Raw genomic sequence first — 22,951 nt, forward strand, 5'->3', positions numbered from 1 at the left:
TTATAATGCGCAGATTAGCCGCCTAAAGCATGAGCATCGGCATAACAACGATGCCTCCAAATTTGGCAAATCCCCCCTCTCTGAGTCGCTTGAAGCAGATGTCATGCAACTGTCACTGCAGTGCAGCGAGCTTGTCACACAACAAGCCTAAAAGCCCCGGCAAGATGCCGTGCATGTCGCGCCGCCTGAAGTGCGCGAGCAAGTGCTGCGACAATAGACAGACCCGAGAAGGAGCGTACCCGTGCGGATCGTTCAGATTACAGACACCCACCTCAGCCCCATCAAGCCGCACTTCAATCGCAACTGGGAACCACTCGTTGCCTGGATCGATCGGCAGAAGCCCGATCTTATCATCCACACTGGCGACCTTACAGTGGATGGCGCCGACGTGGAGGCCGATCTTCTGTTCTGCCGTGCCTGTCTGAATGAACTTCCAGCGCGTGTTCTCAGCCTTCCGGGCAATCACGACATCGGTCACCTTCCTGAAAGCCACCAGCCGGTCAATCTACAACGCCTGATGCGTTGGCGTCGCCATATCGGACCGGACCGCTGGGCGGAAAACTTCGGCAACTGGCGTATTATCGGCCTTAACAGCCTTATCATCGGCTCCGGTGAGGCCGAAGAAGCAGACCAGTTCCGGTGGCTCGAAGATGAATTGAAGAACAGCGATGGCAAGCCTGTTGCCGTCTTCGCCCACAAGCCGCTCTTTGTGGACGATCCCGATGAAGGCGATAGCGGTTACTGGGGCATCCGCCCCGCCCCGCGCCAGCGTCTCTATGATTTATTCGCGCAGTACAATGTGCATTTACATGCCAGCGGTCACCTGCACCGTGCGTGGTCAGGCGAGGCTTTCGGCACGAACTATATCTGGGCTCCCGCTGCTGCCTTCATCGTTGGTCCGATGGAACGCGACCTCCCCGGCGAGCGCATTCTCGGCGCTGCCATTCACGATCTCAATGAAGTCGCCACGAGCAGCATTGTCCGCATCGATGGGCTGACGCCTTATGTCATCGACGATGTGGTGCATGAAGTCTATCCACACCATGCCGGCGACAGCGAAAAAGTCACCGAGGAGGCAAGCCAGTGAGCACGCTTGTCCTCCGTGACATCGGTAAATCCTATGGCGGGAACCGCATTCTCGATGGCATTTCCATTGAAGCTGCGGAAGGCGAGTTCATCGCTCTCGTCGGCCCCTCAGGCTGCGGCAAGAGCACATTACTGCGTATTCTCGCCGGTCTCGACCATGCGGACGAAGGAAGCGTTGAGCTTGCCGGGCGCAACATAACCGGCGCTCATCCCGCAGACCGCAACATCGCCATGGTGTTCCAGTCCTACGCGCTCTATCCCCATCTGACGACAGCGCAAAACATCGCGGTACCGCTTGCAATGCGTGATCTGACCGCCGTGGAACGCCTGCCCATGATCGGCGCGCTCATTCCTGGCCAGCGCAGCAAACGCACCGCCATACAGAAGCAGGTCAAGGCAACCGCAGCGAGCCTCAAGATCGATCATCTGCTCGACCGTAAACCTGGCCAGATGTCGGGTGGCCAGCGCCAGCGTGTGGCTCTTGCCCGCGCGCTCGTCCGTCAGCCGGGCGTGTTCCTGATGGATGAGCCGCTGTCCAATCTCGATGCCAATCTGCGCGTTCACACCCGCGCGGAAATCGTTGAGCTGCATCGCCGTGCCGGTGTTCCCACCATCTACGTGACCCACGATCAGGCCGAAGCGCTCAGCATGGCCGACCGGGTTGCCGTCATGATGGGCGGCAAGCTGCTCCAGATCGATACGCCAACCGCAATCTATAACGATCCTCGTCATATCGAGGTGGCGCAGTTCATCGGCACGCCGCGCATCAATATTCTGGAAGCGTTGGTCAGTGACAACGGCATGGTTCATTTTGCCGGCCGTCCCGTCTTGCAAGACGTAGCTGCCCATTCCGGTACCAATATCCGTATCGGCATTCGTCCCGAACATTTCCAGCTCAAGCCGCACGACAGGACAGGCATTGCGGGCACGATCTCGCGGATAGAGTTTCTCGGCTCGGAAGTTCTCGTCTATCTCGATGCTCCCGGCGCAACACACCATCTCACTGTGAAGCTTTCACCCGAAGAAGGTCGCGACATCGTGGTCGGCCTGCCCGTCGGCCTGCATTTCGATGCGAGCAACGCCTATCTCTTCGGGGAAGATGGTCTGCGCCTTCGCCAGCCAGCCGGAAACATCGTCAAGATCGCATTGCCGACAAAGGCTGCCGCACATGTCTGATCTTACGCTATCTGGACTCGCGGCCACCAGCGCACGCACGGCTGCGGAGGAAGCCCGTCGCCGTGAAGAACGACTTGCCTGGAAACTTGCGGCTCCGGCCATCATTTTGACGGTGCTGCTTATTCTCCTTCCGACGGCCGCTGTGATTTTCTGGAGCCTGACCAATTTCGAACTTGGTTACGACGGCTTCGAGTTCATTGGACTGGAAAACTATGCGGAACTCTTCAGTGATAGGACATTTTTGATCTCACTGAAGAACACCGCGCTCTACACCGTGATCGTAGCGCCCGCTTCCGTCTTTCTCGGCCTTGGCGTCGCTCTCCTTATCGAAGGCGAGGTTCGCGGCAAATCGTTCTTTCGCACCGTCTATTTCCTGCCGGTTGCGTCGCTTCTCGTCGCCATGGCAACCGTCTGGCAATATCTGCTGCATCCGACACTCGGACCCGTCAACGCCATGCTGGGCATGATCGGCATCGCCGGACCCAATTGGCTAGGCTCCAGCGAGACCGCGCTTTTCAGCCTTGCGCTGATTGGCATCTGGCAGAGCGTCGGCTTCAACATGGTGTTGTTTTTGGCCGGTCTCACGGCCATTCCGCGAGAACTCTACTCCGCAGCCGAAGTGGACGGCGTGAAAAGCGGCTGGGAGCGCTTCCAGCTCGTCACATGGCCTCTGCTTGGCCCCACCACGCTTTTCGTCGCGACAATCAGCATCATCAATGCTGTGAAGGTGTTTGAGACGGTCAAGACGCTGACCGAAGGCGGCCCAAACAAGGCTTCGGAAGTCCTGCTCTGGACCATCTACCAGGAAGGCTTCGTCTATCTGCGCGTCGGCTATGCCTCTGCAATGACGGTGATCTTTCTTGCGGTTCTCGTGATCCTGATGATGTTGCAGTTCCGCGTGCTGGACCGCCGCACCCATTATTGAGGAATTCGGTATGTCTTTCACCCGTTCGCTCCGTCTCGGCATTCTTTCAATGGGTGCGCTGCTTTTCCTCGCGCCTTACATCTTCATGTTGTCGACGGCTGCAAAGTCGCAGCAGGATATTTTCTCATCCTCCCTGTCGCTGATCCCGCACAACTGGGCGCTCCTGGAAAATCTTGCCAAGGCATTCAACCGCGTGCCGATGGGGCTTTTGCTGTTCAACGGCGTGGTCGTCTGCGCGCTCGTTCTGGTCGTTCAGGTTGTTGTGGCCATACCTTGCGCCTATGCCATGGCAAAGCTCAACTTCCGGGGTCAACGCACCATGATGATGATGGTCATGCTCGGTCTGCTCGTGCCGATCCATGCCACCGCACTGCCCTTCTATGTCGGCTTCAACCAGCTCGGCGTACTCAACAGCTATTTCGCTCTCAGTGCACCGTTCTTTATCTCCGTTTTCGGCATCTTCCTGTTTCTACAGTTCTTCCGCGCGATGCCGGATGATCTGATCAGCGCCGCGCGCCTCGACGGCATGTCCGAAGCAGGCATCGTCATGCGGGTCATTGTGCCCAATGCATGGCCTGCGATTACGGCCTTCTCTATCTTCTCCGTTGTCGCGCACTGGAACGATCTGTTCTGGCCACTGATCGTCATCAATGGCATGGAGCGCGCTACGCCGCCGCTGGGTCTCCTCTATTTCCGCGCTGCGGAAGCAGGCGACGATTACGGGGCATTGATGGCAGCGACTCTCATCATCACCCTGCCGCTGCTGCTGGCATTTCTTGCTGCCCAGCGCCGCTTCATCGAAGGCATCACCCTCACCGGCCTCAAAGGCTGAATTCTTCCCTCCCTTCCACCACAGGAGTTCAAACATGAAACGTTTGTCCAGTGCACTCGTCGCTCTGGCTATGGCAACAGGTCTCGGCTCGCCCGCCTTTGCCGACACGACCCTCAATGTTCATTATCCGATGCCGGGCTTCTTCAAGGATGTCATGGCTGATATCTCCAAGAAGTTCATGGAGGAAAATCCGGACATCAAGATCAACTTCGTCAGTCCGTCGGCGACCTACGAAGAAGGTATCCAGACGATAATGCGTCAGGCTGGAACGTCGGAAATGCCGGACATCACATTCACTGGTCTGAATCGCCTGCGTGTTCTGGCAGAGCGCAATATCGGTGTCGACATGAAGGCGCTGGTCGATAAAGAAGCCGACATGGAAGCACAGGGTTTCACTGATCACCTGCTGAGTCTTGCCCGTGTCGGCGACCGTCAGGTCGGCCTTGCCTTCGCAACGTCCAACCCGATCATGTATTACAATGCCGATCTTCTGAAGGCCGCTGGCGGCAATCCTGATAATCCACCCGCCACCTGGGACGAAGTGATTGAACTGGGCGGCAAGATCAAGGCGCTCGGCAACGGCAATGAGGGCATTGACTTCCGCTGGCAGGGCGACGACTGGATGTTCTCCGCGCTGCTGTTTGGCGCTGGCGGCACCATGCTGACCAAAGATGAGAAAAAAGTCGCTTTCGATGGACCGGAGGGTCTCCAGGCCTTCAAGCTGATCGACCGCATGGTGAAGGAAGGCGGTATGCCGGTTCTGACCAAAGCTGCGGGTGAACAGGCTTTCGCGGCTGGAAAAGTCGGCTTCTCGTTCCAGACGACAGGGGCGCTGCGCAACACCATCAAGAATGTCGGCGACAAGTTCGATCTTCGCACGGCGAAAATCCCACTCGTCAACGCTGAGAAAGGTCGCCTGCCTACCGGAGGCAACGCGGTTGTCATCCTGACCGAAGACCAGGCCAAGCAGGATGCGGCATGGAAATTCGCCAAGTTTGCCGCCGGTCCTTATGGTGCCTCCGTTGTCGTTCCCGGCACCGGCTACGTGCCGAATAACGAACTGGCTGCAAAATCCGACGAGTATCTCGGCAAGTTCTACGACGAGAACCCCCTCTTCAAAGCCGGTCTCAGCCAGATGCCGGTGATGATTCCCTGGTATGCCTTTCCGGGCTCGAACGGCGTGAAGGTGACACAGACCATCGTGGACAATCTTTCGCGCGTCGTCGAGCAGTCCGCCACGCCGGAAGAAGCCCTTGCCGATGCCTCCAAGGAAGTCCGGCGCCTGTTGCCGCGCAAGTAAGAGTCAGGTCGCAGACGCCATCGCCCTCGTCCTGAGGAGCTGCCGAAGGCAGCGTCTCGAAGGATGAGGGTGTGACATGCTCCTGCTTGTTCGACACAACAAAAAGACCGCACTGGTTGCCAGCGCGGTCTTTTTTGTGTCGCAAGATGCGATCAATAGGTCCAGTTGCGAGCCTTCGAGAACAGGAAGTCGCGGAAGGCATGCAGTTTCGCGGAGTTCTTCAAAGCCTCCGGATAGCAGAAGAACGTATCGAAGGACGGAATTTCTTCCAGTTCTGGCAGAAGCTGCACCAAACCGGATTCCTTGTCGGCCATATAGTCGGGCAGAACAGCGATACCAACGCCCCGCTGCACGGCGCGACGGATCGACAGCAGATTGTTCACCTGCAACACCGGAATACGTGTGCTGCCGTCAGTCCGTCCGGCAACCTCCAACCAGTTCAGGCCCGTCAGATAACTTGGCGCCGGTTCACCGAAAGTCACGACGCGGTGCTGGTCGATTTCGTCAATCGAACTCAGCTTCCCATATTTCGAGACATATCCGGCAGACGCATAGACATGCATATGCACCGTGAACAGCCGCCGCTGGATCAGGTCCGGCTGCTGCGGCTGCCGCAAACGGATGGCGCAATCCGCGTGCCGCATTGTCAGGTCCAGCTCCTCATTGTCGAGGATCAGTTGAAGCTGGATGTCGGGATAAAGTTCGACGAATTCCTGAATGCGCTCGACCAGCCAGCCAGAACCAAGACCAACCGTCGTCGTCACACGGAGACGGCCCGTCGGCTTTTCCTTGCTCTCGGCCAGCTTCGAGCGAACGTTTTCGAGCTTCATCAGCACGTCATGTGCCGTGCGATAAAGTGTTTCGCCCTGCTCGGTCAGGATGAGACCGCGCGCATGACGATGAAACAGCGGGACGCCGACATCCTGCTCCAGCGCGCTCACCTGGCGCGAGATAGCTGATTGCGACAGATGCAATGTCTGGGCTGCATGGGTGAACGACCCGGCCTCAGCCGCAGCATGAAAAATGCGCAATTTATCCCAGTCGAGCGGAGCGACCACGATTATCCCCTCTCATTGTTTTCACCGCATTTACCTTACGCAAAACCATCTCACACTTTTGGCTCGGAAATGCTTTACTCGGCAGCTTCGTGCAGCGGTTCCTGTGCGGCAAGCCAGCGCTCGGCTTCAAGAGCAGCCATACAGCCCATACCGGCGGCCGTCACAGCCTGCCGGTAAATATCGTCCGTTACGTCACCCGCAGCAAAAATGCCTGGAACGTCGGTAGCGGTCGAATCGGGCGCGGTCCACAGATAGCCGTTCGGCTTCTGCTTGAGTTTGCCCTCGAACAAAGAAACCGCAGGTGCGTGACCGATAGCAACAAAAACACCATGCGTATCGAGTTCCTGCGTCTCACCCGTCACCACGTTCTTGAGGCGCACGCCAGTCACTGTCGCACCCATTGGTGGCTTTGCTTCGGTGCCGAGGATTTCGTCGATCACACTGTTCCAGACTACGGAGACGTTCTGGCGCGAAAGCAGGCGATCCTGCATGATCTTCTCCGCGCGGAAACCATCGCGGCGATGCACGACCGTCACGCTCTTGGCGATATGCGAAAGATAAAGCGCTTCCTCGACAGCGGTATTGCCGCCACCGACAACGACCACGTCCTTGCCGCGATAGAAGAAACCGTCACAGGTCGCGCAAGCCGAAACGCCGCCCCCCATGAACGTCTGTTCACTGTCGAGCCCAAGCCACTTGGCTTGTGCTCCTGTGGCGATAATCAGCGCATCACAGGTGTAGATCGTCCCGGAATCGCCCTTCAGACGGAAAGGCCGCACCGTGGTTTCAACCTCTGTGATAATATCGTGGACGATTTCTGCACCGACATTCTGCGCCTGTGTCGCCATCTGATCCATCATCCATGGCCCCTGAACGGGTTCGGCGTAGCCCGGATAGTTTTCCACATCGGTGGTGATCATGAGCTGACCGCCCTGCTGCAAACCAGCAATCACGATGGGCTTCAGCATGGCGCGCGCGGCATAAATCGCCGCAGTATAACCAGCAGGACCTGAGCCGATGACTATGACTGGCGCGTGACGCTGTGACATGAAGTTTCTCTCCGGTCCGGGAGCGCTGCGACCTTATCGAGCCAGATCGGCGCTCCATATGTTGGTTTTCACAGGTTTGCTTTTACGGCACCCTTCCCAAAAATGTTCCACAGTTTTTGGAAGGGTTATAAAATCGATTTAAAGCGGGTGGGTTCCAGCTTAACAGAATCACTTTCGCGTCTCGTTCAGCCAATGCCCAGACTTTATGGCCAAGGTAGGTCTGCACCTGATTGTTTGCAAGGTTCCATGGGGATTTGCTGCGCTTTAGCCACAGCTTGTCACCTTTTGAGCAAACCCTTTCACGCCAGCACGTTGCGGGTGGATCGATCTCACGCTAAACAAGCTCGATATAAGGAATAACCTGCGCAACCCGGAGTCGGCCGCCATTTACAAGACAGTCGCCAATATTTGCGCACGTTTCGGCCTCATCATGGCAATGGCCATGCTCCTGCCCGCTGCAATCGACTTGCGAGACGGAAGTGATGACTGGCTGATCTTCGTGCGCTCCGCCGCTGCGACAGGTGCGCTGTCAGCGCTCATCCTGCTTGCGACACAAAAGCAGACGACGCGCTTTACTCCGCGTCTCGGCTTTCTGCTGACTGCCTGCCTTTGGCTCACGGGCAGTTTCCTCGGCTCTATCCCGCTCTATTTTTCGCATTTGCCGATCAGTTACGCGGCTGCGTTCTTCGAGGCCATGTCGGGATTGACGTCCACTGGCGCAACCGCGCTGAGCGGGCTCGACAATATGCAGCGCGGCATTCTCCTGTGGCGTTCGCTTCTTTGCTGGATCGGTGGTATCGGCTTTATCGGTTTGGCCCTGCTGATGCTGCCTTCCTTACGGGCGGGCGGGCTCGCCCTTTTCCATATGGAGAACTCCGACAAGTCGGAAAAAATCCTCCCGCGCATGAACCAGATCGCGCTGGGCATCGTGCTTGCCTATCTCAGCCTGACTGCTGCCTGTATTATTGCTTATTTTGCCGTCGGCATGAGCATGTTCGACGCCATCAATCATGGCTTCACGACAATTGCGACTGCGGGTTTTTCCACGCACGACAGCTCCATCGGCTTTTATGCCGGAAACCGCCCTCTTCTGGTCGTGTCTACGATTTTCATGGCTCTCTCAGCCTTGCCCTTCGTGCTTTATATCAAGGCGTTCATGCCACGCCGCATGGAATCACTTGTCGACCCGCAGGTGAAACTGTTCTTCACAATCGTGATCGGCTTCAGCTTTGCGCTCGCGGTGGTTCTGCGGCTCGGGTCTGATGTGCCTTTTGGCGACGCCCTGATCTCGGCCTCGTTTCATTTCGTCTCGATCATGACGACAACGGGCTATGCCACAGAAGACTATTTCCTGTGGGGACCGCCAGCGATTGGAATTTTCTTTCTCGCTTCATTTCTGGGTGGATGCGCCGGGTCGACATCCGGTGGCATCAAGATGAATCGCCTCATCATCCTATGGAGCTTGACGCGCGCCAATCTTGCCCGGCTCATCATGCCGCATGCTGTCATCAAGATACGCTACGGCAGTTCGGAAGTTTCCGGCGAAATAGCGCAGAACGTGCTTCTCTACCTGTTCCTCTACTGCGCCTCGCTAATTATAGGCGCTGTGCTGCTTGCCTCGCTGGGACTCGACTTCGTCTCAGCCTTCACCGGCGCGCTTACTGCGCTCTCCAACATAGGCCCCGGCTTTGGTGACACGATTGGCCCCGTGGGTAACTTTTCCACCGTTCATGATCCCGCGCTGTGGGTCCTTTCCTTCCTGATGCTGGCAGGGCGTCTGGAGCTCGTCACCGTGTATATCCTGTTCACTCGCACTTTTTGGATGCGTTGACAGAGCGTTAGGCAGTTTACATCCGCCCGCTTCATTTGATATGAGCAGGATTAGATTGCGCCACAATGGCGATGAATGTTCTATAATTACCCCGGAATGAAATTTCCTTGCGCGCGGAGTTACGCATGCCGATCAAGGCCGATCTGGATGAAATCGATTGGAAAATCCTTCGGGAGCTCCAGAATAACGGGCGCATCACCAATGTCGAGCTGGCAGAACGTGTTGGTATTTCCGCTCCGCCTTGCCTTCGCCGTGTGCGAAAGCTGGAAGAAAGCGGCGTAATCCGGGGCTACCGCGCCATATTGAACGGCAACTCGCTCGGGCAGGATCTGGTCGCCTTCTGTTCAGTCGGCCTTCATCGTCAGGCTGATGCCGACCTCAAGGCTTTCGCCGAAAAAACCAAGCAGTGGCCGCTGGTACGCCGTGCCTGGATGGTTTCAGGCGAATCCGACTTCCTGCTCCATTGCGTCGCGCGCGATCTCAACACGTTCCAGACGTTCGTAATCGAAGAGCTGACCGCTGCTCCCAATGTGGATTCCGTGCGCACAGCTTTGACAATTCGTCCAGTCAAGGACGAACCGCTGATGATCCTCTGACATTGTGACAGCTTGTGCCGGGAGCTGGTTTATCACTTCCCGGCGAATACGCGCTCGTAGACGCCGCTGATTGCGGCGGCTTCCTTCTCAAGCGGAAAAGTGGCGCGGACATGCCTAAGCGCGTTTTTGCCATCACGCACAGCCAAAGCCGGATCGGCAAGATAAGGCTCAATAGCTTTGCGCAGGGCCTCCCCGTCGCCAGCCGCAACCGATGTACCGGTGCCATCCACGATCATTTCAGCATAGGCACCCGCATCACTGGCAACAACTGCGGTTTGCGACGCCATGGCTTCAAGCGGCGTCAGCCCGAAACCTTCGTTGCGTGACGGCGCAACATAAAGCGTCAGACGACGATACCAGACGCGGATGTCTGGCACCTCCCCCAGTATCAGGATACGGTCCTGCAAGCCGGCAGCGGCGATCTTCGCCTTCAGCGCATCCTCGAACGACTGGTGTTCCGCAGTCGTGCGCCCGGTAATAATCGCCGTCCAGTCTGGATATTTTGGTAAAAGCGCAATCATCGCGTCGACAAAAAGGTCCGTTCCCTTGGAGGAACGCACGCGACCGAAACAACCGATGGCGAATTTTCCGGGCAGGCCCGACGCCGTGAAATTGTCCTCGTCGCCGAGAGGCGGATGGAACCGCTGCAAATCCACGCCATGCATGATGACCTGGTGCGGGACTTCGAGAAAACTCCCCGACCGGCCACTCGTCGCGATCACCGCGTCCATGCGACGGATAAGCCATTTGGTAAAAGGCTTGTGGTCTCGCTGTGCTGCCGAGGTAAAGATCAGCCTGAGTTTCATGCGTAGCACATCCCGCATGAAAATACCGGCAAGCATTTCGATATTGCGCCGCGCATGCCAGATGCGGAACGGTTTCGTTCTTGGTTTCGACCAGAAGGAGCAAAAAGCGCCCCATCCCAGATGTGGCAGCGTATCCGGCAGCCCCGGTCCCATCGTCGCAATGTTCAGCCCCTTTGCGCGCTGCAAAGGGATAAGCTGAACGATTGTCGATGTGACACCGGAGAGGCGGCGCTTGAAATTCGGCGCCACCACCTCCACGTCCTCAACCCGAACCTGTCTGGAAACCAGCCCTGAATCTGACTTGTCGGCGGTCACGGAAATCAGACGAATTTCAAACCGACGATTTCGTAGGAACGCGAACCACCAGGTGCGTTGACTTCAATCGTGTCGCCTTCGCCCTTACCGATCAGCGCGCGCGCAATCGGCGATGAAATGGAGATGCGCCCTTCCTTCACATCGGCTTCCTGATCGCCGACAATCTGGTAGATTTTCTCTTCTTCCGTATCTTCGTCGATCATGGTGACGGTGGCGCCAAACTTGATACGGTCGCCCGACAGCTTCGAGACGTCGATGACTTCGGCGCGTGCGACCAGATCTTCCAGTTCGTTGATACGACCTTCATTCAGGCTCTGGGCTTCTTTCGCAGCGTGATATTCGGCGTTTTCCGACAGATCGCCATGCGCGCGAGCTTCCGCGATTGCTTCAATAATACGAGGACGCTCCGATTGCTGACGCCAGCGCAGCTCTTCCTTGAGCTTCTCGAAACCGCCAGGGGTCATAGGGAACTTTTCCATACCCAGTCCTTTCCTTCATCCGGCGCTTGGCCTCTCCCGGAGGTCCTGCACGCACCGGCAGTTTGGTTTGCCCGCCTCACCTCGCGCAATGCTTGGATAGTGCGAGGCGCTTTTCGAAGGCCAACCAGCCTCCGACACACAAAAAGAAAACGGTCACCGAAACATCCGTCTCGGAACCGTTCGAATAACCGTTCATAGAACTATAGCATTTCCATCAACCATTTCACGCGGAAAAATATGTCTCTGTCAACTCCGCCGTTAAGCGGCCCCTATTTCGTGTTGACTGGCCAGCTTGCGGGCCACTTCTCGGGGCCTCCAGCATAATTTCCATCGCAATCGCCCTTTGACCGCTCCTGCAACAGGACGAAACGCACCCTGCCCTCGCCGCGGTCTGTGGCTTTCCAGACATCGTAGATGCCACAGTCTCCAAGCCCTCTTCCCTTGAAGACCCCCGTCAACGTCAAGGTTTTCTGTGACCAATCGATATTCCACGCCGTATCGGTCACAGTCGGGCCGTCATCGGAAATGGTCGGCAGGGAGATCGGCACGATCTTGTTTTCATAGCGGCTATAGAAGGCATAAGGCTGATTATAGGCCCCAGGTGAGCCGCAAGGCAGGCCGATAAGATCAAGACCATCGGCAATCTTCGTTTCAAAACCACCTGCATTGCGGAACGTGCCGGGGCTGGCGCCGCCACAAGCCGCAGCTTCGTCCGAAAAGTCCCCACGGATTTCCGCTGGTATTTCCTCGATCGTTTCAATCAGTTTTAATGTAGGGGGAACCGGTGCCGGTTTGCTGCCCTTGACCTGCAATGCCTCGACGGTCCCGTTGCGCGATTGCTGTTCGTCCACATAGATCAGTCCGCCAACGAAGCCTGAAAGCGAATAGGTCGAGGACTTTCCGGCAAATTTCAGTTGCAGTTTCTGGCCGTTCTTCATCGCATGAAGCATACCGGCAAGATCACCCGTATAATCAAACTGATCATCCCGCGCCTTCAATGCCGAAACATCGACATTGATCAGCGTCTGACCTTCGATGGAGATCTCCATCTTGCCGGTTCTCTGTGATGGGTCGACATAGGAAAGCCGGAGCAGCGGCTTTGAGCCAGGCTGGCTGCTGCGAAAGATACCAAGCGCCGGTGCGCCGTCGCTCTCAACCGGAGTAAGAGTCAATGTACAGTTTTGCGCCAAATCGCAAAAAGCCAGCGTGTCGCGAACCTTTTTGAAGGCAGCGAGTGATTCGCCTCCGTCCAGAAACAGCATCGTTGTGGCAACTGACGCCACGACGGCGGCTTGACGATACAAAGAAAGCATAAAAACTCCGCTGGTAGAAAGCCCGCTGACCGGCAGCAGATCATGCACGAATGTCGCAGAATCGGAAGTTCCCTTGCCGCCTGCCAGCAATATTGCCTATAGCATGACGACAGGAAAAGATCGAACCGAGGTAAGAATGACGCGCGTACAGGCCAACATGCTGCTGCTTCTGGCAGGCGTCATCTGGGGCATGGGGTTCGTGGCCCAATCGACGGCGATGGCCAGCATTGGCCCGTTTCTTTTCATCGGCATCCGCTCGGCGATCGCAGCGCTCACGGTCTTGCCATGGGCCATAGCCGAAGGACGCCGTGCGAATACCAGCCTGAGCCGCTCGAACTATCTCTTTTTCATGGTTATCGGACTGAGCCTGTTCACAGGGCTTGTCCTCCAGCAGATCGGACTGATCACCACATCCGTCACCAATGCCGGGTTTCTGACCGGGCTTTATGTCGTGATGGTGCCTGTGCTCGGCGTCATTCTGTTTCGCACATGGCCGCATCCTGTCGTCTGGCCAAGCGCGGCAACGTGTCTTGCAGGCATATTCCTGCTTTCCGGTGGAACGCTGACCGCCATTAAACAGGGTGACTGGCTGGTGATTTGCGGCGCGGTATTCTGGGCCTTGCAGGTTGTGCTCATCGGCAGAGCAAACAGGGCTGGCAGGCCGATAATGCTCAGTTGCATCCAATTCGCGACCAGCGCTTTCGCTGGCATCGCCATCGCGTCCATGGTCGAAGACGTCAACTGGTCTGCCATCGCACTCACCTGGAAAGAAATCCTCTTCACCGGCGTATTTTCGTCCGGCATCGCCTTCACCTTGCAGGCTGTCGGGCAACGCTATACGACGTCCGCACAGGCCGCGATCTTCCTGTCTTCGGAAGCCCTCTTCGCGGCTCTCTTCGGCGCCATCTTCCTCGGCGACCGGTTGACGTTCATCGGCTTTATCGGCTGTGGGCTGCTTTTCGCCGCGATGCTGGCCGTAGAGCTCGTACCCATGTTCTGGAAACGCAAGATCGGGCTGGTTCACGCCGCCGATCCAGCCAGATAAGGCCATCAAGCTTTGAATATCAAAGCCGCGCCCCCCGCTATGAACGCAAAACCCAGCAGATGGTGCCAGGTAAAGGCTTCCTTGAGATAGAACACCGAGAACAGGCTGAAGATCACCAGCGTGATGACCTCCTGAATGGTCTTGAGCTGCGCTGCGGAGTAGACCTCGTGCCCGATGCGGTTGGCCGGAACCGCAAGGCAATATTCGATCAGCGCTATACTCCAACTGATAAAAATGACCGTGACGAGTGGCGTACTGGTGAATTTCAGATGCCCATACCAGGCGAAAGTCATGAATATGTTCGAGCCGATGAGAAGGAGAATCGGCAGAACGCTTGGCGAAATCAGTGCTGACATGGAAATGACTTTAGGGACCGGGAGGTTGTTATCTGCGGCATGGCCCGAAGCCGCTGTGGGGTGATAGAACAATGGCGAGATTTTGCCAATGCCGGGCTTTGAAGCGTAGTTCGATCTTACGGAGTTGATCGGCATTCCCTTATTTTTTAATTGAAGCGTAATCTTGTCGATCCTCGTTTTAATCTGGTCGGATCAAGCTGTGCCGCTGCCCCGTTTACGCCACAGCCCTTAACACAGGCGCTGACTCTTCCTTTACGCTTGCAAGCTAGTATTTGCGGAACGCCATCGGTCTGGTCTCCTGAAGAAAAGGTATGGACATGAGTTCTGCGTTGTCCGCCACCGTTCCAGTCAGCCGCCAGCGCGCCCGAATGCGGGGCCTGGCCCCGTCGTTCCCGATCGTCCTGCTGGCACTCATTGCCGGTTGTTCCGGCGAGAGCGCCCCGCGTCCGCAGGCCAATGTCGGCAACTCCGATATTGTGGTGCCGGATACACCGATCGCAAATGTCGCTCCAGTGATGAACGCACCCGTCATGCAGGGGCCCCAGGAAGAGCGCGTGGTCGGACTTGCCGAAGAAGAAGAAAGTCATGTCGCGCGATCCGCGCAGCAGAGCCAGCCGCACTATTCTGGCGATTATGGTTTCACGGCTCCTATTCAAAATCCGGTGACAGCCGCCGAAAACATCTACACGATGTCCAACGCCGAAGCGGCCTGCCGAACGCGCCTGAAACGGCTCGGCGTTGTCTTCAAGGAAAAGCCGGCGATCTATCGCAGCAGTTCCTGCCATATCGAGAACCCTATCGAAGTATCGGGCTTCAACAGCGGTTCCATCGCCTTCAAACCGGCAGCGACGCTGAACTGTCAGGTGACAGAAGCCTTTGCACGCTGGATAAAGGGCGATCTGCAACCGGCCTCGCGGCTGCGCTATCTGTCCGGCGTGAGCACGATTTATAACGCCGGGGGCTATTCCTGCCGCACCATGAACAACCGTCGCGGTGCGAAAATGTCGGAACATTCACGCGGCAACGCCATCGATGTCACCAAGATCGTGCTGAACAATGGCAAGAACATTATGGTGCGCAAGCCGGGCTTCTTCGCCTTCCGTGAAAAGGGCCTGCTCAACAGCGTACGCTCTGACGCTTGCGGTTATTTCACGACGGTTCTCGGCCCCGGCTATAACCCGGAACATGCCGATCACTTCCATTTCGACCTGATGCAGCGGCGCAGCGGCTATCGTGCCTGCAAATAAAGGAGCCCGGTCTGCGCCGGGCTGCCTCGCATCGGTTCATTCTTCCGGCGGCACCGGCGTCGGCTTGCCGTTCTCATCCAGCGAAACCATGATGAACTCGCCATGGGTCACGAGGTCCATCTGCTGGGTCAGGTAACGCTGCGCCCAGGCTTCAACACGCAGTGTTATAGAGCTGCGCCCAACCCGCGTGATCTCCGTATAAACACAGAGCGCATCCCCGATCTTCACCGGCTTGGCAAACGACATTTCACGAACCGCCGCCGTCACCACGCGGCCCTTGGCGCGCTCTGCCGCGCGAATGCCGGATGCAGAGTCCATCTGTGCCATCACCCAGCCGCCGAAAATATCGAATGCCGCATTCGCATCCTTGGGCATGGCCGGAACGCGCAACGTCAGCATGCCCTTCGGCACATTTTCAGTACTCATCGATGTCTGTCCTTACGTGCTTGAGAGAGTCGCATTCAAATATGAAACAAGCGTCCCCGGAAGAAAAGTGTCACATGAAGCCTTTTACCGTTAGAATGAACGTCGATTTCAAGGGGCCGTTATTCATTAATCATGAATTGAAATCGAAAAATCGTGATGCATATAAATAATTATCTTCGTGCTATAAGTAATTACTATAAGCATATTAGAGGAATGACATATGAAACTATCGGTAAGATCTTCCATAGTTACATTAGCAATTCTTGTTTCAACAAATGCGTACGCATCATCAGCAATCGTAACATCGACAATTAATCTTCGCGTCGGTCCCGGCACCCAGTATGGAACCATTGGCGCGATCCCGAATGGCGTCGGCATCACAGTTGCAGGCTGCACCAGCGGCTACGGCTGGTGTCAGGTGACCTATGGTGGCATGACCGGCTGGGCCGCATCGAGCTATATCGCCATTCAGACCGGCAATGGCGGCTATACGACGAATAACAATTTTGGATCGACCGCCGCAGCCATCGGCATACCGCTGATCGCAGGCATTGCTATCGGCTCGGCCTTATCCGCCAATAACGGCCCCTATTGGGGTCCCGGTTGGGGTCCTGGCCCTTATCGCGGCTGGAATGGCGGCGGCAATGTTTACAATGGCTGTATCGGGCGCAATTGCCAGTCGTACAGGGGAGCGCCACGCCCGCATTGGACGGACCGTCCCGGCTGGAATGACCATCCGGGTTTCCACCCCGGCTTTGGTCCCGGCCCCCGTATACGCCCCGGTGGCAGGCTGTAAAGCACTTCAGAAAGACCGCCCTCCTGACAGCCTTCTGTCAGGAGGATGGGTAAATGCGAAAAGGGTGTGATGGATTTCGCTGTCGCACTCTTTTCATTTGGGCGCTGAAATTCCATATTGAGTATATGGCTTCCTCAAAAGATAAACACTCCCAGGATTCGCTCGACCAAGCTAGCGACTTCGGCCAAACGCCACATTCAGGTGGTTTCGGCGAAGCACCTCAGGCCGGGTTTTCCGGTTCGCCTTTATCCGGTTCCATCGCTGACTGGGCGAAAGAGATCGGCAACGAGGCTGCAAAACCACGCGCGAAAAGCCCCAAACAACCCAAGAAGATTCCCGAGCGCAGCAAGGAAGCGTCGCGCACGGGCCGCGGCACTTCGATGGGTGGTGCCGCTTCCGCCAAGGAACGCGCAGCGGCTGGCCTCAATCCCGTCGCCGGTCTCGATATCAGTCTGGAAGACGCGACCGGGCTCAATCCGTCCGGCGCAACGGCAACGGTTCAAGCCCTGTCGGATCTGATCGCTTCCGGCAATCCGCTGTTCAAGAATGGCGAACTGTGGACGCCTCACCGCCCTGCCCGCCCGGAGAAATCCGAAGGCGGAATTCCGATCCGTATGGAAACCAGCTTCGAACCGTCCGGCGATCAGCCGACGGCTATTCGCGACCTCGTGGAGGGGCTGGAGAACGATGACCGCACGCAGGTCCTGCTCGGCGTCACCGGCTCGGGCAAGACCTTCACCATGGCGCAGGTCATCCAGCGGACACAGCGCCCCGCCCTGATCCTAGCACCAAACAAAACATTGGCCGCGCAGCTTTACGGCGAGTTCAAGAACTTCTTCCCGCACAATGCCGTCGAATATTTCGTTTCCTACTACGATTATTACCAGCCAGAAGCCTATGTGCCGCGCTCCGACACCTATATCGAGAAGGAATCGTCCATCAACGAGCAGATCGACCGAATGCGCCACTCGGCTACCCGCGCGCTGCTCGAACGCGACGATGTGATTATCGTTGCCTCCGTATCGTGCATCTACGGTATCGGATCGGTCGAGACCTATACGGCCATGACCTTTGAAATGAAGATCGGGGACCGGCTCGACCAGCGCCAGTTGCTCGCCGATCTCGTGGCCCAGCAATACAAGCGGCAGGACATCAATTTCGTGCGCGGCTCGTTCCGCGTGCGCGGCGACACGATCGAATTGTTCCCGGCCCACTTGGAAGATCGCGCTTGGCGCATTTCACTTTTCGGCGATGAGATTGAGACCATAACCGAGTTCGATCCGCTGACAGGCCAGAAGACCGGCGACCTGAAATCGGTGAAGATTTACGCGAACTCGCACTATGTGACGCCGCGTCCGACACTCAATCAGGCGATCAAGTCGATCAAGGAAGAGCTGAAGCATCGCCTTGACGAACTGACGCGCGCCGGCCGCCTGCTGGAAGCCCAGCGCCTGGACCAGCGCACGACATTCGATCTGGAAATGCTGGAAGCAACCGGCTCATGCGCGGGCATCGAAAACTATTCGCGCTATCTGACCGGCCGCAATCCCGGCGAACCGCCGCCGACGCTGTTTGAGTATATTCCTGACAACGCGCTGGTTTTCATCGATGAAAGCCATGTCACAGTTCCGCAGATCGGCGGCATGTATCGCGGTGACTTCCGCCGCAAGGCGACGCTTGCCGAATATGGCTTCCGCCTGCCATCCTGCATGGACAACCGACCGCTTCGTTTCGAGGAATGGGACGCTATGCGCCCGCAGACCATCGCCGTTTCGGCGACGCCGGGCGGCTGGGAAATGGAAGAAGCGGGTGGCGTCTTCGCCGAACAGGTCATTCGCCCGACCGGCCTTATCGATCCGCCGGTGGAAATCCGTCCTGCCAAGACGCAGGTGGACGACGTGCTTGGCGAAATTCGCGATACGGCGAAGAAGGGCTACCGCACACTGGTCACGGTGCTGACAAAGCGCATGGCTGAAGACCTGACGGAATATCTGCATGAACAGGGGGTGCGTGTGCGCTACATGCACTCCGATATCGACACGCTGGAGCGTATCGAGATCATCCGTGATCTGCGCCTTGGTGCTTTCGACGTGCTGGTAGGTATCAACCTTCTGCGCGAGGGCCTCGACATTCCCGAATGCGGCTTCGTCGCCATTCTTGACGCAGACAAGGAAGGTTTCCTGCGTTCCGAAACCTCGCTTATCCAGACCATCGGCCGTGCAGCGCGTAACGTTGACGGCAAGGTCATTCTCTATGCCGACAATATTACCGGCTCGATGCAGCGCGCGATGGATGAAACCAGCCGCCGCCGCGAAAAGCAGGTCGCCTACAATGAAGAGCATGGCATCACGCCTGCTTCGGTGAAGAAGAATATCTCGGATATTCTCGGCTCGGTTTACGAGCGTGATCATGTCCGGGCCGATATTTCTGGCTTTGCTGAAGAAGGCGCTATGATGGGCAACAATCTCACCGCCCATCTGGAGCATCTGGAAAAGCAGATGCGCGATGCCGCTGCCGATCTCGACTTTGAAAAGGCCGCGCGCCTGCGCGACGAAATCAAGCGCTTGCGCGAAACGGAACTGGCCATTGCCGACGATCCGCTGGCACGCGAGTTCGAGGCGGGCGATGCGGGTGCAAGCCGCAACAAGGGCAAACCCTCTGGCAATTCGCGTTTCCGCAAACCGGCGCTGGATGAAATGGGCGCGGATACGGCGCGCCCGCTCGGCAAGCCGTCTCTGTTCCAGAAGCCGTCGCTCGACGATATGGGACCGGGCACCGACATGGCGAAACCGCTGTTCCGCAAGAACACGCTGGACGAGATGACGGTCAAGCGGACCGAAGTGCCAAGCGGTGGAAACGATGCGGCGATCCGCCGTGAGCGCACCGGCATCGGCTCTTACGAAGACCCGGCAGAAACAGCGCGCAAGAAGCGCCGCCCCGGCAAGACAGGCCGACCGGGACGGTGATCGGACATCATTGATTAATGAGCTGGAGGCTTACCAGTCCTCCAACACGACCTTGCCCTTTGCCTTGCTGCTCTCCAGCACTCCATGCGCTGCCTTGAGATTGGAAGCATTGATCGGTGAAAGGACTTCGGTCAACGTTGTCCTGATCTTGCCTTCATCGACAAGGCGCGCGACTTCGTTTAGCAGCCTGCCCTGCTCTGCAATGTCAGCGGTCTGATAGATCGGGCGTGTGAACATCAGTTCCCAGTGCACAGAAACCGACTTACTCTTGAAAGCCATAATATCGAGCTTGTCCGGGTCATCGATCAGTCCGAACCGGCCCTGAGGCGCGATCAGCGCGACGATTTCAGAAAGATGTTCCTGTGTCTGCGTTGTCGAAAAGACGAAGGCCGGCGCACCGATCCCCAGAGCTTCAAACTGCTTGGCCAGCGGCTTGCTGTGGTCAATGACATGATGTGCCCCAAGCTGCGTGATCCACTCTTGCGTTTCTGGTCGCGAAGCCGTTGCGACCACCGTCAAATCCGTCAACGCTCGTGCAAGCTGGATTGCGATTGAGCCGACGCCACCGGCTCCGCCGATTATAAGAATGGCGTTAGTCGCACCTGCTACGGGTTTACGCACATCAAGCCTGTCAAACAGCATTTCCCAAGCGGTAATCGACGTCAGCGGCAGGGCAGCAGCTTCTCTATTAGCGAGCATTTCGGGCTTGTGGCCAACGATGCGCTCATCAACCAAATGAAACTCGCTATTGGCACCCGGACGGATCAATGAACCTGCATACCAGACCTTATCGCCAGTATTGAAGTTCTGCACTTTTTGACCGGTCTCTACGACGGTTCCAACCGCATCCCAACCAAGCACTTTCCATTGACCAGCCTCGGGCGAAACACCATTACGGATTTTGTAATCGACAGGGTTCACAGAAATTGCTTCCACCTGGACCAAGAGATCGCGCCCGGCAGCCACCGGCTTGTCCAGCGTTATATCGACAAGCGAATCCGCTCGCTCCAGCTTACCGGCGTTTTGATAGGCAACAGCTTTCATTATCTTTGCTCCATTTGCTATGGATCAAATATTAGACTACTGTATGAATATGAAAATACGAACAAAAACAGCTTATAGTTCCTATAAAAGAACTTAGTATTAAAAGGATACTTAAGTGGCCAAGGCAAAGCACTCCCGTTTTGATTGCAGTCCCGGTTGCGCGGTCGAGGCAGCCATCGGCCTTATCGAGGGCAAATGGAAAAGCGTTGTGCTGTTTCATCTTTTGGGTGGAACGCTGCGTTTCAATGAGTTGAGACGACAGATACCCGGCGTCACGCAGCGAGTGCTGACAAACCAGCTTCGCGAACTGGAAGAAGATGGTCTGATCGAGCGCAAAGTCTATGCACAGGTGCCGCCGAAGGTGGAATATAGTCTTTCCCCATTGGGTCGCAGCATCGAGCCTATTTTGCTTGCGCTCAAAGACTGGGGCGAGACGAACATGGACCGTTTCAAACCCATCAAATCTCAGCCCGTAGCTTGAAAAGGGCGGCATCTGCCGCCCTTTCATCTGCCATCTTCAGCGGCACTGCCCGCCGTTCATGATTCGATAGCCTGCACGGTCGGCTTCGCAACGGTTGGAGAAGGTGCGCCGGTCGTTACCACGGCGCCCGCAAACCGGCATATATTCGCGGGTGCAAGCGCCTGCGCCCGGTCTGCCGGGCCTGTTGCCCTGATGCGGCGGGCGTACCGGACCGACACCCTGTCCGCCCCAGCCGGAGCCGGGCCGAGAGCCACACTGGCCGTTTGAAACGACCCGGTAACCTTCCGCTCTTGCCTGGCAGGAATTGCCGAAAGTCTTTCGTGAAGAACCCCGTGTAGCGCAGACAGGCGCATAGATCATCGGACACATTTGCGGCTGCGACGGTCCTGGACGCATCGGTGGTCGATGATCCATCCCGCCTTCTGCAACGCAACCGGCGAGAAACAGCATCCCCGCAAAAACTGCAAATTGTCTCAATTGGTGAAATCGCATTTTCCTCTCCTTTTGTCCCACACGATAAGATGACGCAGCCCGCAATAAGGGCAAGTCTTTTTGCAAAAGTGCAAAACCTTGCGCACCATATCGACAAGCCGCCCATATAGGTTACCTTGGCCGCAGTTGAGGGGCGGAACAGGCAGCATGAATCGGTACCGGCACAGCATAGCGGTTATTCTGGCTTCGCAGCTTTTCAGCCTGCCTTTTGGCTTTACTTCATCCCACGCAGCCAATGAACCAAACCCGCCGGTCTATGCCCCGCCGCTGCCGCCGGAGAAGGCGACGCCAACCGTCGGCCGCATTTGCCAGCTCATCGGCACCAATGCCGACGCCCATGGCATCCCGCGTGATTTCTTTGCCCGACTGATCTGGAAGGAAAGTCGTTTCGATCACAACGCAGTCAGTCCTGTGGGGGCTGAGGGCATTGCGCAGTTCATGCCTTATACGGCGAAGGAACGCGGCCTTGCCGATCCTTTCGACATAGAGCAGGCCATCCCCGCATCCGCGAGTTTCCTGCACGACCTGAAAGGCGCGTTCGGCAACTGGGGCCTCGCAGCCGCCGCCTATAATGCAGGAGCCGGGCGCGTTTCAAGCTGGATGCGATCCGGTGGTTTTCTGCCGCTCGAAACTGAAAATTACGTGCTGGATATTACCGGAGCGCCTGCCGACGACTTCGCGGCGGGCAAAGAGATCGTAAACCGCCCGCTCGATCCCAAGCTCGCATTCGACGAGGCCTGCAAGCGCCTGCCGATCATCCGCAGCGCCACGATTCCGATGTCGCGCGTGAAACCCAAGCCCTGGGGCATTCAGGTCGCAGGCAATTTCCGCCGCAGCGCAGCCGTCAATCAATGGGTGCGTCTGCGCAGGCAGTTCAACAGTGTACTGGCTGGGCACGATCCCGTCATCAGCGGGATACGGACCCCGATGGGACGTCGCGGCATCTACGCGGTTCGCATCGGCGCCGACAGTCGCGGGGAAGCCGACAGAATTTGTGCGAAGTTGCGCGCCGCCGGTGGCGCATGCATAGTTTCGCGCAATCGATAAGAATACCAAGACATATCCGGTTAAATTCGCGATATATTAGGGATAGCCTGTTCTGTTTTGGAAATGGGCAGTGGATTTTCTTGAAACAATCGTAAAAAATTATGACGATGCCGGTTCAAAGATAACCAATCATATGCTCCCCAAAGAATTTGCTTGCCAAATACCGCTTCATAGATCAGTCTTCACTCGTTCGGGCATTTAGCGAACAAATGGAAGACTGGAAGAACGGCGTGCCGGGGCCGCTATAAGTTCCGGGTCGAAGGCTCCCCTTCGGCAATGATCGGT

At 56.9% G+C, this 22,951-nt stretch carries 22 protein-coding genes; 13 read left to right on the forward strand and 9 right to left on the reverse strand.

Going from position 1 to position 22,951, the window contains the following annotated elements; translation table 11 throughout:
• Positions 1 to 241 precede the first annotated feature (241 nt).
• Genes FJQ48_RS20715 through FJQ48_RS20735 form a run of 5 tightly spaced genes read left to right on the forward strand, consistent with a single transcriptional unit; the run spans position 242 to position 5,319 of the window.
• On the forward strand, positions 242 to 1,087 hold the full coding sequence (locus tag FJQ48_RS20715; RefSeq protein ID WP_139976818.1) for a metallophosphoesterase: 846 nt from the start codon (positions 242 to 244) through the stop codon (positions 1,085 to 1,087).
• On the forward strand, positions 1,084 to 2,262 hold the full coding sequence (locus FJQ48_RS20720) for an ABC transporter ATP-binding protein (protein WP_139976819.1): 1,179 nt from the start codon (positions 1,084 to 1,086) through the stop codon (positions 2,260 to 2,262). Before FJQ48_RS20715 ends, FJQ48_RS20720 begins: the two co-directional genes overlap by 4 nt.
• On the forward strand, positions 2,255 to 3,187 hold the full coding sequence (locus FJQ48_RS20725) for a sugar ABC transporter permease (RefSeq protein ID WP_139976820.1): 933 nt from the start codon (positions 2,255 to 2,257) through the stop codon (positions 3,185 to 3,187). Before FJQ48_RS20720 ends, FJQ48_RS20725 begins: the two co-directional genes overlap by 8 nt.
• 10 nt (positions 3,188 to 3,197) lie before the next feature.
• Positions 3,198 to 4,019, forward strand: a complete 822-nt coding sequence (locus FJQ48_RS20730; RefSeq protein WP_139976821.1) for a carbohydrate ABC transporter permease — start codon at positions 3,198 to 3,200, stop codon at positions 4,017 to 4,019.
• 34 nt (positions 4,020 to 4,053) lie between these two features.
• Entirely contained in the window at positions 4,054 to 5,319 is a 1,266-nt protein-coding gene (locus tag FJQ48_RS20735) for an ABC transporter substrate-binding protein (protein WP_139976822.1), read from the forward strand.
• Positions 5,320 to 5,471: 152 nt separating this feature from the next.
• Here FJQ48_RS20735 and FJQ48_RS20740 read toward each other — a convergent pair whose 3' ends face one another.
• Entirely contained in the window at positions 5,472 to 6,377 is a 906-nt protein-coding gene (locus tag FJQ48_RS20740; protein ID WP_139976823.1) for a LysR family transcriptional regulator, read from the reverse strand.
• A 74-nt stretch (positions 6,378 to 6,451) separates the two neighbouring features.
• Positions 6,452 to 7,426: a thioredoxin-disulfide reductase gene (trxB, locus tag FJQ48_RS20745; RefSeq protein ID WP_139976824.1), complete on the reverse strand. Its 975-nt coding sequence runs from the start codon at positions 7,424 to 7,426 to the stop codon at positions 6,452 to 6,454.
• A gap of 430 nt (positions 7,427 to 7,856) precedes the next feature.
• On the opposite strand from trxB, the gene FJQ48_RS20750 reads away from it, so the two are divergent.
• Entirely contained in the window at positions 7,857 to 9,257 is a 1,401-nt protein-coding gene (locus tag FJQ48_RS20750; RefSeq protein WP_139976825.1) for a TrkH family potassium uptake protein, read from the forward strand.
• Positions 9,258 to 9,382: 125 nt separating this feature from the next.
• Positions 9,383 to 9,853, forward strand: coding sequence for an Lrp/AsnC family transcriptional regulator (locus FJQ48_RS20755; protein WP_006471903.1), 471 nt, complete (start codon positions 9,383 to 9,385; stop codon positions 9,851 to 9,853).
• A 32-nt stretch (positions 9,854 to 9,885) separates the two neighbouring features.
• On the opposite strand, the gene FJQ48_RS20760 is transcribed toward FJQ48_RS20755, so the two are convergent.
• The 3 genes from FJQ48_RS20760 to FJQ48_RS20770 form a co-directional block, all read right to left on the reverse strand.
• Entirely contained in the window at positions 9,886 to 10,947 is a 1,062-nt protein-coding gene (locus FJQ48_RS20760) for a glycosyltransferase family 4 protein (RefSeq protein ID WP_139977072.1), read from the reverse strand.
• A 32-nt stretch (positions 10,948 to 10,979) separates the two neighbouring features.
• On the reverse strand, positions 10,980 to 11,453 hold the full coding sequence (gene greA, locus FJQ48_RS20765; RefSeq protein WP_006467294.1) for a transcription elongation factor GreA: 474 nt from the start codon (positions 11,451 to 11,453) through the stop codon (positions 10,980 to 10,982).
• A gap of 269 nt (positions 11,454 to 11,722) precedes the next feature.
• Positions 11,723 to 12,766: a DUF1176 domain-containing protein gene (locus FJQ48_RS20770; RefSeq protein WP_139976826.1), complete on the reverse strand. Its 1,044-nt coding sequence runs from the start codon at positions 12,764 to 12,766 to the stop codon at positions 11,723 to 11,725.
• Between the two features lie 136 nt (positions 12,767 to 12,902).
• On the opposite strand from FJQ48_RS20770, the gene FJQ48_RS20775 reads away from it, so the two are divergent.
• Positions 12,903 to 13,811 carry a DMT family transporter gene (locus FJQ48_RS20775; protein ID WP_139976827.1) on the forward strand — a complete coding sequence of 303 codons (909 nt, stop codon included), beginning with the start codon at positions 12,903 to 12,905 and terminating at the stop codon, positions 13,809 to 13,811.
• A 5-nt stretch (positions 13,812 to 13,816) separates the two neighbouring features.
• Here the strand turns inward: FJQ48_RS20775 and FJQ48_RS20780 are convergent, their stop codons facing one another.
• Positions 13,817 to 14,167: a DMT family protein gene (locus FJQ48_RS20780; RefSeq protein ID WP_139977073.1), complete on the reverse strand. Its 351-nt coding sequence runs from the start codon at positions 14,165 to 14,167 to the stop codon at positions 13,817 to 13,819.
• Positions 14,168 to 14,484: 317 nt separating this feature from the next.
• On the opposite strand from FJQ48_RS20780, the gene FJQ48_RS20785 reads away from it, so the two are divergent.
• Complete coding sequence (locus FJQ48_RS20785) at positions 14,485 to 15,414, forward strand: extensin family protein (RefSeq protein WP_139977074.1); 930 nt, start codon at positions 14,485 to 14,487, stop codon at positions 15,412 to 15,414.
• A 36-nt stretch (positions 15,415 to 15,450) separates the two neighbouring features.
• On the opposite strand, the gene FJQ48_RS20790 is transcribed toward FJQ48_RS20785, so the two are convergent.
• A complete protein-coding gene (locus FJQ48_RS20790) occupies positions 15,451 to 15,840 on the reverse strand; it encodes an acyl-CoA thioesterase (RefSeq protein ID WP_139976828.1) in 390 nt (129 codons plus the stop codon).
• Positions 15,841 to 16,060: 220 nt separating this feature from the next.
• On the opposite strand from FJQ48_RS20790, the gene FJQ48_RS20795 reads away from it, so the two are divergent.
• On the forward strand, positions 16,061 to 16,636 hold the full coding sequence (locus FJQ48_RS20795) for an SH3 domain-containing protein (RefSeq protein ID WP_139976829.1): 576 nt from the start codon (positions 16,061 to 16,063) through the stop codon (positions 16,634 to 16,636).
• A gap of 125 nt (positions 16,637 to 16,761) precedes the next feature.
• Positions 16,762 to 19,602, forward strand: coding sequence for an excinuclease ABC subunit UvrB (gene uvrB, locus FJQ48_RS20800; protein ID WP_139976830.1), 2,841 nt, complete (start codon positions 16,762 to 16,764; stop codon positions 19,600 to 19,602).
• Between the two features lie 30 nt (positions 19,603 to 19,632).
• Here the strand turns inward: uvrB and FJQ48_RS20805 are convergent, their stop codons facing one another.
• Positions 19,633 to 20,646: a zinc-binding alcohol dehydrogenase family protein gene (locus tag FJQ48_RS20805; protein WP_139976831.1), complete on the reverse strand. Its 1,014-nt coding sequence runs from the start codon at positions 20,644 to 20,646 to the stop codon at positions 19,633 to 19,635.
• 115 nt (positions 20,647 to 20,761) lie between these two features.
• On the opposite strand from FJQ48_RS20805, the gene FJQ48_RS20810 reads away from it, so the two are divergent.
• Positions 20,762 to 21,127 (forward strand): helix-turn-helix domain-containing protein, encoded by a 366-nt coding sequence (locus FJQ48_RS20810; RefSeq protein WP_139976832.1) that lies wholly within the window; start codon positions 20,762 to 20,764, stop codon positions 21,125 to 21,127.
• A gap of 36 nt (positions 21,128 to 21,163) precedes the next feature.
• Here the strand turns inward: FJQ48_RS20810 and FJQ48_RS20815 are convergent, their stop codons facing one another.
• On the reverse strand, positions 21,164 to 21,619 hold the full coding sequence (locus FJQ48_RS20815; protein WP_139976833.1) for a Kazal-type serine protease inhibitor: 456 nt from the start codon (positions 21,617 to 21,619) through the stop codon (positions 21,164 to 21,166).
• Between the two features lie 147 nt (positions 21,620 to 21,766).
• Between FJQ48_RS20815 and FJQ48_RS20820 the strand changes: the two genes are divergently transcribed.
• Complete coding sequence (locus tag FJQ48_RS20820) at positions 21,767 to 22,666, forward strand: transglycosylase SLT domain-containing protein (protein ID WP_247870435.1); 900 nt, start codon at positions 21,767 to 21,769, stop codon at positions 22,664 to 22,666.
• The last annotated feature ends 285 nt before the right edge of the window (positions 22,667 to 22,951 follow it).

Origin of the sequence: Ochrobactrum sp. CGA5 (assembly GCF_006345815.1) — a bacterium.
Classification (GTDB): domain Bacteria; phylum Pseudomonadota; class Alphaproteobacteria; order Rhizobiales; family Rhizobiaceae; genus Brucella.

Coding starts and splice junctions, on each gene's coding strand:
- FJQ48_RS20725 (WP_139976820.1), top strand. CDS start 2,255: ATGTCTGATCTTACGCTATCTGGACTCGCGGCCACCAGCGCACGCACG.
- FJQ48_RS20730 (WP_139976821.1), top strand. CDS start 3,198: ATGTCTTTCACCCGTTCGCTCCGTCTCGGCATTCTTTCAATGGGTGCG.
- FJQ48_RS20735 (WP_139976822.1), top strand. CDS start 4,054: ATGAAACGTTTGTCCAGTGCACTCGTCGCTCTGGCTATGGCAACAGGT.
- trxB (WP_139976824.1), bottom strand. CDS start 7,426: ATGTCACAGCGTCACGCGCCAGTCATAGTCATCGGCTCAGGTCCTGCT.
- FJQ48_RS20750 (WP_139976825.1), top strand. CDS start 7,857: ATGGCAATGGCCATGCTCCTGCCCGCTGCAATCGACTTGCGAGACGGA.
- FJQ48_RS20755 (WP_006471903.1), top strand. CDS start 9,383: ATGCCGATCAAGGCCGATCTGGATGAAATCGATTGGAAAATCCTTCGG.
- greA (WP_006467294.1), bottom strand. CDS start 11,453: ATGGAAAAGTTCCCTATGACCCCTGGCGGTTTCGAGAAGCTCAAGGAA.
- FJQ48_RS20770 (WP_139976826.1), bottom strand. CDS start 12,766: ATGCTTTCTTTGTATCGTCAAGCCGCCGTCGTGGCGTCAGTTGCCACA.
- FJQ48_RS20775 (WP_139976827.1), top strand. CDS start 12,903: ATGACGCGCGTACAGGCCAACATGCTGCTGCTTCTGGCAGGCGTCATC.
- FJQ48_RS20780 (WP_139977073.1), bottom strand. CDS start 14,167: ATGTCAGCACTGATTTCGCCAAGCGTTCTGCCGATTCTCCTTCTCATC.
- FJQ48_RS20785 (WP_139977074.1), top strand. CDS start 14,485: ATGAGTTCTGCGTTGTCCGCCACCGTTCCAGTCAGCCGCCAGCGCGCC.
- FJQ48_RS20790 (WP_139976828.1), bottom strand. CDS start 15,840: ATGAGTACTGAAAATGTGCCGAAGGGCATGCTGACGTTGCGCGTTCCG.
- FJQ48_RS20795 (WP_139976829.1), top strand. CDS start 16,061: ATGAAACTATCGGTAAGATCTTCCATAGTTACATTAGCAATTCTTGTT.
- uvrB (WP_139976830.1), top strand. CDS start 16,762: ATGGCTTCCTCAAAAGATAAACACTCCCAGGATTCGCTCGACCAAGCT.
- FJQ48_RS20805 (WP_139976831.1), bottom strand. CDS start 20,646: ATGAAAGCTGTTGCCTATCAAAACGCCGGTAAGCTGGAGCGAGCGGAT.
- FJQ48_RS20815 (WP_139976833.1), bottom strand. CDS start 21,619: ATGCGATTTCACCAATTGAGACAATTTGCAGTTTTTGCGGGGATGCTG.
- FJQ48_RS20820 (WP_247870435.1), top strand. CDS start 21,767: ATGAATCGGTACCGGCACAGCATAGCGGTTATTCTGGCTTCGCAGCTT.